The organism is Pseudoalteromonas sp. MMG006 (assembly GCF_018101025.1).
Lineage (GTDB): Bacteria > Pseudomonadota > Gammaproteobacteria > Enterobacterales > Alteromonadaceae > Pseudoalteromonas.
The window spans coordinates 230,392-242,846 of the sequence record NZ_JAGJEJ010000001.1 but is presented as its reverse complement, the minus strand read 5'-3'; the positions used below and the strand labels follow the sequence as shown (position 1 = coordinate 242,846).

The following is a 12,455-nucleotide window of genomic DNA, read 5'->3' as shown; positions in this document are numbered from 1 at the left end:
CGATTCTAGTTTTCGCGAGTATGGTTAAAAGTTACTTCTGGGTAACGCTCTGTCGATAAATTAAGGTTTACACGGCTCGGTGCTATGTAAGTTAAGTTATCGCCACCATCGAGTGCTAAGTTGCTTTCGCACTTACGCTTAAACTCTTCAAACTTTTTAACGTCAGTTGAGCTTACCCAGCGCGCTGTATTTACGTTTACACCTTCGTAAATTGCATCTACGTTGTACTCAGCTTTTAAGCGCGCTACAACTACGTCAAACTGAAGTACACCTACCGCGCCTACAATTAGATCGTTATTAATAAGCGGTCTAAATACCTGTACTGCACCTTCTTCAGAAAGTTGTACTAGGCCTTTTAATAGCTGCTTTTGTTTAAGTGGATCGCGCAAACGAATACGACGAAACAGCTCAGGCGCAAAGTTAGGAATACCGCTAAACTTAAGCTTTTCGCCTTGTGTAAAGGTATCACCAATTTGGATTGTACCGTGGTTATGTAGGCCTATAATATCGCCTGCGAATGCATCTGCTGCACGCTCACGATCGCCCGCCATAAACGTTACCGCATCAGAAATACTGACTTGTTTACCAAGGCGTACATGGTTCATTTTCATGCCTTGGCTGTATTTACCCGACACAATGCGCATAAAGGCAATACGGTCACGGTGTTTAGGGTCCATGTTGGCCTGTATTTTAAATACAAAACCAGTAAAGTTCTCTTCTGTTGCGACTACTTGGCGGTCTTCTGTTTCACGTGGCAATGGCGTTGGGGCCCACTGTGTTAAACCATCAAGTACATGATCAACACCAAAGTTACCAAGAGCTGTACCAAAGTACACTGGCGAAAGTTCACCTGCTAAAAATAATTCAAGGTCAAATTCGTTTGAAGCACCAATTACAAGCTCAAGTTCTTCACGCAGTTGCTCAGCAAGTTCTTCACCTATGGCAGTATCAAGCTCTGGGTTATCAAGGCCTTTTACTGTACGTACTTCTTGAATAGTATGACCTTGGCCTGTTTTGTACAAAACTGCTTCGTCGTTATGAATATGGTAAACACCTTTAAACTCTTTACCACAACCAATTGGCCACGTAATAGGTGCACAGGCAATGTTTAGCTCTGTTTCTACTTCATCGAGTAGTTCCATTGGGTCACGAATATCACGGTCACACTTATTCATAAAGGTAACAATAGGGGTAGTACGTAAGCGCGTAACTTCCATAAGTTTACGAGTACGTTCTTCTACACCTTTTGCGGCATCAATAACCATTAAGCACGAATCTACTGCGGTAAGAGTACGATAAGTATCTTCTGAGAAATCTTCGTGTCCAGGGGTATCAAGTAAATTAACCAGCGCATTATTATATGGAAACTGCATTACTGAGGTAGTAACCGATATACCACGCTCTTTTTCCATTTCCATCCAGTCAGACTTTGCATGCTGATTAGAGCCACGGCCTTTTACAGTTCCGGCTTTTTGAATCGCTTGTCCGAACAAAAGTACTTTTTCGGTGATGGTAGTTTTACCAGCATCCGGATGCGATATGATTGCAAAAGTCCTTCGCTTGCTAATTTCGTTGATAATATTCTGGTCTGCCATTAATAAGTTCTTTTAGTTTGATACCAAGTTACATGCATAACGCTAAGTGTATGCAGGGCAACCCGTTAAGTTGATCGTTATTAACTGGGCTTTGAGCAATTTAGTATGAATAAATTGACAACAATTAACGCCATATAGCTAATTTTTTAATAGTGGCAATTGTAACAGGAGTCGGTATAAAAGTGTGCTATCTAACATAAAAATATCTTGGCTTTGTAATAAATCGAAATGACTCACTTAACTTAAGAACGATTAAAAATGATTGAAAGCTAATAATTTAAACATCTATGAATTAATAGTCAGGCAAAAATTTACTTTTATTTTTAAATTAACAACTTACTTTCAGTATGTTACAAAAAATAAAACATCCCTTGTACTAAGTGATTAACTTTTATAGCTGGTTATATTTCAGCCATCGAGACCGCTATAAGCTTGTGTAATAAAGTCGTAACGCATATTATTGATAGATTGCACGGAGGATAAGTAGTTTGGTCATGAAAACCAGTAAGTTAAGTATTAGATTATTATGGTATATAACCCCCTTGGTTATTTTACCTTTGCTCTTTTTAGGTGGCTTTACGCTCACCAATGTAACTAATTCAACACAAAAACAAGCTGATTTAATAATGAGCCGTTTTGTTGAACAGCAACAGCAAAAAATATTTAACTACATTGACTCTTTTCACTCGACAGCAAAGCTACTTTCTACCTCGCCAGTACTTAGTGATTTTTTAACAAATGATATTAGAGCTAACGGGGATCATACCCGCAGACTTGGCGCTTTAATGGATGTATTTGCCAGCTACAGCGAAGCCTATCCTGACATTATTAGTATTAATTTGGTCTCTGCCAGTGGCAGAAGTGATGCGTATTACTCTAATAACCTAACCACTGCGCCTAAAAGTTACCCTTTTTTTAATAAAGTGCTGCAAAGTAATTTAAGTAAACAGCAGTTTATGATTCAAAAGGACGATGGCAGCACAAGTTTGTACTTTATACAGCGAATTTATAGTGTTGATTACTATTTAAAACGCCCACAACAACTTGGCTTTATTGTTATACATGTAGAGCCTTCAATACTTAATACCAGTATTTTAGAAGCCCCATATAACAACACCCTTAATTTAATGCTTACCAAAGACGGTAAGATTTTATTTAGCTCTGACTACAACATGCGCGGCCAATATATTAGTGAGTACGAGCTTGAACAGGTACATAGCTTGGCCGATATAGGTATGCTTTCGACTATTGAGCTTTCAAGCATTGATAAAATTGAGCGAATGATTTTTGCCGTGCAAATGCCCGGTGGTTATTATTATGTTTCTACTATTCCTAAAGGCGTACTTTACCAATCGGGTAAAGCCATAAGCCTTATTACCGGCTTAATTGTTATTATATCGGTGATTACCCTACCTATTTTAATTTTTGTAGTAGTACGTAATTTATTACTTAACCCTATTGAGCTATTAGGTGCTGCCAGCCATCGCGTAGGTGACGGTGATTTATCAGTGCATTTACCTGCCCATACCAACGATGAAGTAGGCGTATTGTTTAACGACTTTAACCACATGGTTAATCAAATTAGGCATTACCAGCAGCAGCTTGAAGAATATAAACATCATCTTGAAGACAAGGTAGAAAGCCGTACAAAAGCGCTTGAGGCAATGAATAGTCAATTAGAGCTTGCTATTGGGCAAGCCGAGCAAGCAAACCAGCTTAAAAGTCGCTTTTTAGCAAATATGAGCCATGAAATACGCACTCCGCTTACCGCTATTATGGGCTTTACAGAGCAACTTTTACATAACGATAAAGTAGCTAATGACAAACAACATTTAAGCACTATTTTACGAAACTCAAAACATCTATTAGAGCTTATAAATAACATACTCGATTTATCAAAAATTGAAGCTGAAAAACTCGCTGTTGATCAATCGGCACTAAATGTGGTGCAGCTAGTGCACGACATCGAATCGATAATTGAGCCCTTAGCGCAAGAAAAACAGCTAACGCTAAACGTAAGGTACGATCTGCCACTTCCACGAACTATCTACAGCGATGTGACCCGCTTAAAGCAAATACTTATAAACATTGCTAATAACGCAGTTAAATTTACTGAGCAAGGCAGCGTGTCTATTTGTGTTCATTATTTAGAAGCTAGCCAAAAGCTTGAGTTTGTAATTAACGACACCGGCATTGGTATGTCTGAGCATCAAATAGAGCGAGTATTTAAACCGTTTGAACAAGCTGATGCGACAACTACTCGTCGATTTGGTGGCACTGGGTTAGGCTTATGTATTTCTAAAAATTTAGCACAGCTACTTGGCGGCGATGTAACGCTTGAAAGCGAGGTGGGCGTTGGTAGCCGCTTTACAATCACCGTGGCATGTAAGCTCTCAGACGATCAACCAATGCTTGAGTTTTTAACACAGCAAAGCCAACTTGTGCCAGAAAAAGACCCGTTTTTATCGTTTGCTACAAACAGTTTTGATGCCAATATATTAGTGGCGGAAGATAACCCAGATAACCAGTTACTAATCAAACTGCTACTGCAAACTTGGGGTCTTGAACCCGATATAGCTAATAATGGTGCGCAAGCAGTAGAAATGGCATTAGTTAACGACTATCAGCTTATTATTATGGACATGCAAATGCCGGTAATGGGCGGCTTAGAAGCCACAAAAATGCTACGCCATGCAGCGTACGACGGCCCTATAATTGCCCTTACAGCTAATGTAATGAACCATGATATAGGCACTTACCTAGAGGCTGGTTGCGACAAAGCACTAGCTAAACCTATAGACAAAGATGCCCTAGAAAACGTACTAGTAAGTTACCTAAACCTTGAAAAAGATAATCAAAATAAATGGGATAGCTTATTAAAAAGTGAGAAATTTCAGCAAATTGCTGATAATTACTTAGCTAATTTACCTGCTCATCTTGAAGAAGTTAAAGCTTTACAACACACTGATGATTGGGAAGCGTTAAGAACAATAGCGCATAGCATAAAAGGTAGCTCAGGTTGTTTTAACTTTGACGACATTTACCACAGTGCAGCAGCGCTTGAAGAAAACCTAAAAAGTAACAACAAAGTACCTAGAAATGAGTTAGTAAGCGATTTAATAAACGCTATAGAGCAAGCTACAAAAGATAAGGTAAGATAAGTTAGTACAGGTATAGCTTCTGAAATACATACGGGAAGCGTTATTTGTTTATAGGTTACGAAAAGCCTAAACTTAACGCCATCCCCATTAAAATAGCATCTTCAAAGCCATTTTTAGCGGGATTGTCACTTGGGTAATAGTTTTTACGCACAGACATTTCTATAAAGCCAGCACGCTCGTACAAAGCAATTGCGCGATTATTTGACTCTCTAACTTCTAAAAATAAGTTTTCTGCGTTTTGCTGCTCGCCATATTCAATAAACAGGCTAAGCAACTGCCTAGCAATACCCTTACCTTGCTGACTTGGTGTTACACAAATATCCATAAGTGTAAAATCAGGCCCCGCTTTTTCACCAATATAAAAACCCACTAATGTGTTTTTATCAAACGCCGCTAAGTTAAAGTAGCGTCCTCCCATACATGAACTCATTGTTTTAAGCGTCCAAGGGTGGCTATGGCAAGCAGTTTCAATTGCCATTAATTGTTCAATAGCACTTTCATCTACGGCATTAAAGTTTATCAAGGTGTTTACTCATTAAAGCCCATAAAGCGCGTTTATCATTAGCACTGAGCTGTTCGGTTGGCAATGTAAGCTTATCATCAGTTAACTGCATCTCACTGCCTTTAAGCACACTATTAATAACCATAGGTTGGGCACTTAGCTTTATATCAGTAAATAACTGCTTATTAAGCGTTAAAGGCTCAGTACTTTGTATAGGCGCTGAAGTAGCATTAGTATTGTTTGGACGATAATGCTGATTTAGTTCGAGGTTTTCTATACCAAAAATAGCTGCGTAACGTGGATGCATAACAACTCAGTAAATTAAACACTTGAACAATATATGAAGTAATAAAAACGATGTAAAGAAGAAATGGCAGGGGCGGAGAGATTCGAACTCCCAACCGTCGGTTTTGGAGACCGCTGTTCTACCAATTGGAACTACGCCCCTGCAATGTCGACGAATTATAGAGACCTTTGAGAAAAGGTAAAGCAAAAAATCACTTTTTTAGTTTAACTGCTTTTAAAATAGGCAAAACGATGAATTAGCACACAAATACAGTGTATTTAACTTGTTTCATAAATTAAATACCTTAAAGCACAGCTTATTTTAGTCGGGGTATATGGGCTATTCTTTAGCTATGCATAACTAATAGTCGCAATAGCGCAAAAATAATTTGTAAATTTATTAGACCAAAGAGCATAAACAATTCAATAACATTATTAGCATTTGTGGTACGATTTTAATCCTAGGGGATCCGCGCCTTATCACCTAATTACATATTTCATCATGTATCTTACTTTCGCGGATCATTTACACTGCAAATATGGAGGAGCTTTACTATTAGCTTAGCTAATAGTTCACGCCACGTTATATGAAGTTTAAATCAAAAAAATACAGTATCGACTCAACCGATTATCAAGTAGGTCAAGATAATGTTAGTAAATGGGGCATGGATATTCATAGTAATGTGTTTTCCGTTTCTATTGGATTATCTCTACTATTTATTATTACTCTACTTGCCCTCTCACCTAGCGAAGCTAAAGACGCTATTAACACAATAAAAAATGCAGCTCTAACAAACTTTGACTACGTATTTATGTGGGGCGCAAACATACTCCTACTATTTGCAATAGGCATAGCAGCTTCACCGCTTGGTAAAATTAGATTAGGAGGCGATAAAGCAAAGACGGAATACTCTACCCTTTCTTGGATCTCTATGCTGTTTGCAGCAGGTATGGGTATTGGCCTTATTTTTTGGGGTGTGGCTGAGCCTACCGCGTTTTACACTAACTGGTTTGGTACACCGCTAAATGCTGAGCCCTTTACTGAACAAGGCCGAGAAATGGCCTTAGGGGCAACGGTATTTCACTGGGGGCTTCATGCATGGGCTATTTATGGCATGACCGCACTGTGCTTAGCGTACTTTGTTTATAACAAAGGTTTACCGCTTTCTATGCGCTCAGTGTTTTACCCGCTTTTTGGCGATAGAGTATGGGGTAAACTCGGTGATGTTATAGATGTTATGGCTGTGTTGGTTACTCTTTTTGGCCTTGCTACATCGCTAGGCCTAGGAGGATCGCAAGCGGCTAGTGGCATAAGCCATGTTTTAGGGTTCGAAAATTCATTATTATTACAACAAGGTATTATTTTACTAATAATGGGCTTAGCTATTTTATCTATTGTGCGTGGTATGGATGGCGGCGTTAAATTGCTCAGTAATATAAATATGGGCATTGCTATTGTGTTTTTAGCACTTGTTTTTGTTTTAAACTTTACTACTGTACTTGATTCAGCCTACACAGCAGTAATAGGCTACGTAAAAAATATTATTCCGCTGAGTTCTAGCACCGGTCGAGAAGATACGCAGTGGCTTCACGGTTGGACTGTGTTCTATTGGGCTTGGTGGGTGGCTTATGCACCATGTTTTGGTATGTTTGTAGCGCGCATTTCTAAAGGGCGTACCATACGCGAATTTTTAGTCTATGTACTTTTTATCCCCACTTTAGTTACCACTGCGTGGATGTCGGTGTTTGGCGGTGTGGCTATTGATCAAGTTATAAATGAAATTGGCGTACTCGGCGCCGATAAAGGGATTACCGATGTGTCACTTAGCTTATTTTATATGCTTGATGCGTACTCTTTTGGTACCGCGCTTTCACTTTTAGCTGTAGCATTAATAATTATATTCTTTGTAACCACACTTGATTCTGGCTCTATAGTAATTGACAGCCTTACATCAGGCGGGAAGCTCGAAGTACCAATAAAGCAAAAGCTAGTATGGGCAAATATTGCCGGAGTTATTGCAATGCTTATGCTTTGGATTGGTGGTACTGAGTCTATTCAGGCACTACAGTATATAACCATTATTGCTGCGCTGCCTTTTACGTTTATTTTGCTGTTTGGCAGCGTAAGCCTTGTAAAAGGGCTGCTGACTGAATTAGAGCCAAAAACTAAGCGTTAAAATTAAAAGCTAAGAGCTAACATTAGCGCGTAAAAAAGCCCGTTTAATAAACGGGCTTTTTAATGTGCAATAATAAGCTCAGCAAAGTAAGCTTACTTATTTGGTATTATTCCCACTCAATAGTTGCAGGTGGTTTACCAGAAATATCGTAAACAACGCGTGAAATACCGTCAATTTCGTTAATGATACGGTTAGAAACCACACCTAAAAACTCATAAGGTAAATGTGACCAACGCGCCGTCATAAAATCAATAGTCTCAACACAACGAAGTGACACAACCCAATCGTATTTACGTGCATCACCCATAACCCCTACCGATTTAACAGGTAAGAACACAGTAAACGCTTGGCTTACTTTATGGTAAAGATCAGCTTTGTGTAGCTCTTCAATGAAAATAGCATCAGCACGGCGAAGTAAATCACAGTACTCTTTTTTAATTTCACCAAGTACACGTACACCTAAACCAGGACCAGGGAATGGGTGGCGGTAAAGCATGTCGTACGGTAAACCTAACTCTAAACCAATTTTACGTACTTCATCTTTAAATAACTCACGAAGTGGCTCAACGAGACCCATTTTCATGTCATCTGGTAATCCGCCCACATTGTGGTGAGATTTAATAACGTGCGCTTTACCTGTAGCAGATGCTGCAGACTCGATTACGTCTGGGTAAATAGTACCTTGGCCTAACCATTTAGCATTTTTAAGCTTTTTAGATTGCTCATCAAATACATTAATAAACGTGTGGCCGATAGCTTTACGTTTATCTTCTGGGTCTGATTTTCCCGCTAAGTCAGCTAAAAATTGATCTTCAGCGTCAACTTTTACAATGTTTAGCCCAAATTTATTACCAAACATGTCCATAACTTGCTGACCTTCGTTTAAACGAAGTAAGCCATTATCAACAAATACACATGTTAGCCTATCGCCAATTGCGCGGTGAATAAGCATCGCCACAACCGATGAATCAACACCACCTGATAGGCCTAAAATAACTTCATCATCGCCAACAGTGTCTTTGATACGCTCAATGGCATCATCAATAATTTTTGCAGGCGTCCATAGCTTTTCACAACCACAAATATCAATTGCAAAACGTTCAAGTAAACGTTGCCCTTGGTGAGTGTGAGTTACTTCTGGGTGAAATTGTACGCCGTAAAAACGCTTTTCTTCGTTAGACATAGCAGCATGCGGACACGTTGGTGTTTTAGCTGTTGTGCTAAAGCTTGCTGGTACTTCCATAACTTTATCGCCGTGACTCATCCATACGTCTAAAACGCCGTTGCCGCCATCGGTAATATGATCTTCAATTGCATCAAACAATGCACAATTGCCTACCTTTTCAACTTGCGCGTAACCAAACTCTTTTTTATCAGAGCTGTGAACGCTACCGCCAAGTTGAGCGGCCATTGTTTGCATGCCGTAACAAATGCCTAATACAGGAACGCCTGCATTAAACACATACTCAGGAGCGCGCGGGCTGTTTTCAAGTGTTGTTGATTCTGGGCCACCAGAAAGAATGATACCTTGTGGGTTAAACTCGCGAATTTGCTCTTCAGTCACATCCCATGCCCACAGCTCACAATAAACACCAATTTCGCGTATACGACGCGCAATTAGCTGAGTGTATTGTGAACCAAAGTCTAAAATGAGAATTCGTGAATCGTGAATATCTTTGCTCATGGAGTATCTCGTAAAGTAGATGCTAAATGCCGTTTGTTAATGTAAACGACTAAAAAGAGGGCTTGCAAAGCAAGCCCAATAAATTGTTAATTACGCGCTTAGCCTAAGCGGTAATTTGGTGCTTCTTTGGTAATTTGCACATCATGTACGTGCGACTCACCCATACCAGCAGATGTAACACGTACAAACTGAGGTTTTGTATTAAGCTCTTCAATCGTTGCACAACCGGTTAAACCCATTGCACTACGAAGACCGCCTACTTGCTGATGAATAATCGTTGCAATAGGCCCTTTGTAAGCTACGCGACCTTCAATACCTTCTGGTACTAACTTGTCAGCTTGGTTTGATTTTTGGAAGTAACGATCTGATGAACCTTCTTTTTGATCCATCGCACCTAAACTACCCATACCACGGTATGATTTGTAGTAACGACCTTGATATAACTCAACTTCGCCAGGCGCCTCTTCAGTACCAGCAAGCATTGAGCCCACCATTACACACGATGCACCCGCAACAAGGGCTTTAACTATATCGCCAGAAAAACGAATACCGCCATCAGCAATTACTGGAATGTCGCGGCCCTTTAGGCCTTCAACTGCGTCAGAAATAGCCGTAATTTGTGGAACGCCACAACCCGTTACAATACGTGTAGTACAAATTGAACCAGGGCCGATACCTACTTTTACTGCATCAACGCCTGCATCTGCAAGGGCAATAGCACCTTCTGCTGTCGCTACGTTACCCGCAATAATTTGTAAATCTGGGTATGCTTGACGAGTTTGCGATACACGGTCAATAACCCCCTGAGAGTGACCATGAGAAGTATCGATAAGTAAAACATCAACACCCGCTTCAACTAATGCAGCAATACGCTCATCAGTGCCTGCGCCAACACCAACCGCAGCACCTACACGTAAACGACCTTGGTCATCTTTACATGCATCTGGTTTATCTTGTGCTTTTTGGTAATCTTTTACTGTGATCATGCCTTTAAGTTTAAACGCATCGTCTACCACTAAGATTTTTTCAATGCGGTGTTCATGCATTAAACCTAAAATCTCTTCGCGAGAGGCACCCTCTTTAACAGTTACAAGCTTTTCTTTTTTAGTCATAACAGTAGAAACTGGCTGCTCTAGCTTAGTTTCAAAACGCATGTCACGGCTTGTTACAATACCAACAAGTACATTGTTGCTATCGGTAACAGGAAAGCCTGAAAAACCCTTTTCCTGAGAAAGCTCAACAGCGTCTGCAATAGTTAAGTCTGCAGTTACTGTTACAGGGTAAGATACAATACCCGCTTCGTAGGTTTTAACTTTACGAACATTTTTCGCTTGTTCTGCGATGGTCATGTTTTTGTGGATAAAACCAAGACCGCCTTCCTGCGCAAGGGCAATAGCTAAACGTGCTTCTGTAACAGTATCCATAGATGCTGAAATAAGCGGCAAGTTAAGTTTGATACCACGCGTTAAGCGAGTTGAAATATTTGCCGTGTGTGGCAAAACAGTAGAATGACCAGGTACTAAAAGTACGTCATCAAAGGTAAGAGCTTCTTTAGCAATTCTAAGCATTTTGGCAACTTCTCACATGTGGATCTAAGATAAGGAATTGCGGCCAAATTTTAACAGCGTTCTGAGCATTCGTAAATAATATTTCGCAATTATTTATGATAAACTTGCCTCATAAATAATTTTAGGTTGTTTTTTATGTTTTCGAAGCCTTCGCAGACGGTTTACACCGTTTCACGCCTTAACAGAGAAATTCGTACAGTGCTTGAGCAAGGCTTTGCATCTTTAGTGCTCACGGGTGAAATTTCTAACTTTATTACCCCTGCATCTGGGCATTGGTATTTTTCGTTAAAAGACGATAAAGCGCAAATTAAGGCTGCTATGTGGCGAGGGAATAATCGCAACCAAAGCTACCGCCCTGCCAATGGCGCACAAGTCACCGTTAAAGCACGCGTTTCACTTTATGAACCTAGAGGTGATTACCAACTTATTGTTGAACATATGGAGCCTGCAGGAGAAGGTCAGCTTAAGCAAGAGTTTGATGCACTAAAAATGCGCTTAGCCGCCGAGGGGTTATTTAGCTCAGCGTACAAAAAACCACTACCGCAAAATATAAACCGTATTGGTGTAATAACCTCAGCCACCGGCGCTGCAATAAAAGATATTTTAACTGTACTTAAACGCCGTGCACCGCAATTAGAAGTCATAATTTATCCTGCAATGGTGCAAGGCAAAGAAGCGCATGTGCATTTAATTAATCAAATAGAGCTGGCAAATGCGCGCAATGAGGTAGACGTGCTTATTTTAGGGCGCGGCGGCGGATCACTTGAAGATTTATGGTGCTTTAATCACGAGCAACTTGCGCGCGCAATTTATCAAAGCGAGCTGCCCGTTATAAGCGCTGTAGGCCATGAAATAGACACAACCATAAGCGACTATGTAGCCGATTTACGGGCTGCTACTCCATCAGCGGCAGCTGAACTTGTAAGCCCTAACACGCAAGAGCTACACAACAAAGTAACACAGCTCATTAACCGTTTAAATAATGCTTTTAAACACGATATTGCTGATAAACGCGCACTTGCTACGCAACTTCAGCACCGTCTTAACTTGTGCCATCCACGCAATCAGCTAAATCAAAAGGCACAACGATTAGATGAATTAAGTATTGCCTTGCAACAAGCTATGCGAAACCGTTTATATGAGCAAGAACGCACACTCAATAATTTAACGCCGCGCTTAATGCGTCAATCGCCCGATAAAAAGCTAGCACAAGCTTCTCATCAATTGTCGCAATTACAAGCAAGGTTAAACCAAGCTATACAACAACAGTTACAACAAGCCAATAATAGCCTAGCATTACAAGCAAGTAAGCTGGAATCGGTAAGCCCGCTTAATGTTTTAGCGCGCGGCTATAGCATCACTAAAACACAACAAGGCAAAGTGGTTAAATCGGTGGGACAAATTAAAACAGGCGATGTGATAATTACAGAGCTTGCCGATGGCTCTGTAGAATCACAGGTCATACCTATTACTTAATACTGAT

The 12,455-nt window shown here is 40.2% G+C and carries 8 protein-coding genes and 1 tRNA gene; 3 read left to right on the top strand and 6 right to left on the bottom strand.

The window, feature by feature from the left end; genetic code table 11:
- Positions 1 to 5 precede the first annotated feature (5 nt).
- The gene (gene prfC, locus J8L73_RS01060; RefSeq protein WP_211014302.1) at positions 6 to 1,595 is read right to left on the bottom strand and encodes a peptide chain release factor 3; all 1,590 of its coding nucleotides are present in this window, start codon (positions 1,593 to 1,595) and stop codon (positions 6 to 8) included.
- Positions 1,596 to 2,089: 494 nt separating this feature from the next.
- Here prfC and J8L73_RS01055 point away from each other — a divergent pair, with 494 nt between their 5' ends.
- Positions 2,090 to 4,756, top strand: coding sequence for a hybrid sensor histidine kinase/response regulator (locus J8L73_RS01055; RefSeq protein ID WP_211014300.1), 2,667 nt, complete (start codon positions 2,090 to 2,092; stop codon positions 4,754 to 4,756).
- 55 nt (positions 4,757 to 4,811) lie between these two features.
- On the opposite strand, the gene rimI is transcribed toward J8L73_RS01055, so the two are convergent.
- The 3 genes from rimI to J8L73_RS01040 all read right to left on the bottom strand — a co-directional run bounded on the left by rimI (position 4,812) and on the right by J8L73_RS01040 (position 5,706).
- A complete protein-coding gene (gene rimI / locus J8L73_RS01050) occupies positions 4,812 to 5,279 on the bottom strand; it encodes a ribosomal protein S18-alanine N-acetyltransferase (protein ID WP_211014298.1) in 468 nt (155 codons plus the stop codon).
- The gene (locus J8L73_RS01045) at positions 5,266 to 5,565 is read right to left on the bottom strand and encodes a hypothetical protein (protein WP_211014296.1); all 300 of its coding nucleotides are present in this window, start codon (positions 5,563 to 5,565) and stop codon (positions 5,266 to 5,268) included. The genes rimI and J8L73_RS01045 overlap by 14 nt, the downstream gene beginning before the upstream one ends.
- Positions 5,566 to 5,629: 64 nt before the next feature.
- Positions 5,630 to 5,706: transfer RNA gene (locus tag J8L73_RS01040), tRNA-Trp, on the bottom strand.
- Positions 5,707 to 6,130: 424 nt separating this feature from the next.
- Here J8L73_RS01040 and J8L73_RS01035 point away from each other — a divergent pair.
- Positions 6,131 to 7,720, top strand: a complete 1,590-nt coding sequence (locus tag J8L73_RS01035; RefSeq protein WP_211014294.1) for a BCCT family transporter — start codon at positions 6,131 to 6,133, stop codon at positions 7,718 to 7,720.
- A 106-nt stretch (positions 7,721 to 7,826) separates the two neighbouring features.
- Here the strand turns inward: J8L73_RS01035 and guaA are convergent, their stop codons facing one another.
- Both guaA and guaB read right to left on the bottom strand, forming a co-directional pair.
- Entirely contained in the window at positions 7,827 to 9,404 is a 1,578-nt protein-coding gene (gene guaA / locus J8L73_RS01030; protein WP_149593635.1) for a glutamine-hydrolyzing GMP synthase, read from the bottom strand.
- A 98-nt stretch (positions 9,405 to 9,502) separates the two neighbouring features.
- Positions 9,503 to 10,972: an IMP dehydrogenase gene (guaB, locus tag J8L73_RS01025; RefSeq protein WP_058547183.1), complete on the bottom strand. Its 1,470-nt coding sequence runs from the start codon at positions 10,970 to 10,972 to the stop codon at positions 9,503 to 9,505.
- A gap of 135 nt (positions 10,973 to 11,107) precedes the next feature.
- On the opposite strand from guaB, the gene xseA reads away from it, so the two are divergent.
- The gene (gene xseA, locus J8L73_RS01020) at positions 11,108 to 12,448 is read left to right on the top strand and encodes an exodeoxyribonuclease VII large subunit (RefSeq protein WP_211014293.1); all 1,341 of its coding nucleotides are present in this window, start codon (positions 11,108 to 11,110) and stop codon (positions 12,446 to 12,448) included.
- Positions 12,449 to 12,455 lie beyond the last annotated feature (7 nt).